Origin of the sequence: Galactobacter valiniphilus, assembly GCF_003575975.1 — a bacterium.
In the GTDB taxonomy this organism is placed as follows: Bacteria; Actinomycetota; Actinomycetes; order Actinomycetales; family Micrococcaceae; genus Galactobacter; species Galactobacter valiniphilus.
This window is the reverse complement of the sequence record NZ_QQXK01000078.1, coordinates 1-890: the sequence shown is the minus strand read 5'-3', so window position 1 is coordinate 890 and position 890 is coordinate 1. Positions and strand designations below refer to the sequence as shown.

General features: G+C 67.3%; 2 protein-coding genes and 1 pseudogene. 2 read left to right on the top strand and 1 reads right to left on the bottom strand.

From position 1 onward, the window contains the following. Together DWB68_RS16490 and DWB68_RS17210 are read left to right on the top strand one after the other, a co-directional pair. A partial coding sequence (locus tag DWB68_RS16490) for a hypothetical protein (RefSeq protein WP_233548886.1) occupies positions 1 to 351 on the top strand: 351 nt, incomplete at its 5' end. Further along, a complete protein-coding gene (locus DWB68_RS17210; protein WP_325048574.1) occupies positions 242 to 499 on the top strand; it encodes an excalibur calcium-binding domain-containing protein in 258 nt (85 codons plus the stop codon). The genes DWB68_RS16490 and DWB68_RS17210, both read left to right, overlap by 110 nt. A 293-nt stretch (positions 500 to 792) precedes the next feature. Here the strand turns inward: DWB68_RS17210 and DWB68_RS15795 are convergent. Then, positions 793 to 890, bottom strand: a pseudogene (locus tag DWB68_RS15795) (organic hydroperoxide resistance protein); the annotation flags it as partial.

The following is an 890-nucleotide window of genomic DNA, read 5'->3' as shown; positions in this document are numbered from 1 at the left end:
TTTAGGCATGAGGCACATCCTTCCAGCGCCGAGACTCATCGACGCAGATTCAGTGTCTCAATCCGTGCAGCAGTCCCCAGGACTCTGGTGTGGGTCTCGGCTGAGCGGCATCGTGCGCTTGAGACTGAGGTCAAGCAGGCGGCGGAAAAGAAGCGCGTCGAGGAGGCAGCGGCGAAGAAGGCGGCTGAGGCGAAGGCCGCCGCCCAGCGGAAGAAGGCTGAAGAGAAGGCTGCGGCCAAGCGTGAGGCTGAGGAGGAAGCCGCGGCCGCGCAGGCCGCGGAAGAGAAGGCCGAGCACGAGTCGGCGGCTAAGCTCACGACGCCGCGCGGCTTCGTGGGGGGGGGGGGGTAGTTCGGGCAGCGGTTCCTCCGGCGGTTCGGACACGTACTACGCAAATTGCTCCGCCGTTCGTGCCGCAGGTGCGGCTCCAATCAGCGTGGGCGAACCCGGATATAGCCGCAAGCTGGATCGAGACGGCGACGGTATTGCCTGCGAGTAGCCGCGGGGGGGCGGCGTCGCCCGCCGATTGGGTGGGGTCACGGTCGCGATGGCCGCGGCATGCTACCCGGCGCCTGCGCGGCACCCGCGGAGTGGGTGGCCCTGGAGGGTGCCCCCACCCCCCTTTTTCCTCGCCGCGGGCGACGAACGGACGGAAAGGAGGCGGCGGGCGGCCCGCTACGAGCCATGTCGCGGTCTTTGCCCGACAGCATGCGGCCCCCGTCCAACTTGTGTTCGAAGGACCTGCTGAATCTAAAGCCCAGGGTGGGGGCGGTCAGCGTGAGTCAGTTTGTGTCAGTCGTCGGAGACCGAGATGGTGACGTCGATGTTGCCCCGTGTTGCATTGGAGTAGGGGCAAACGTTGTGGGCGGCGTTCGCGAGTGCGACTGCGC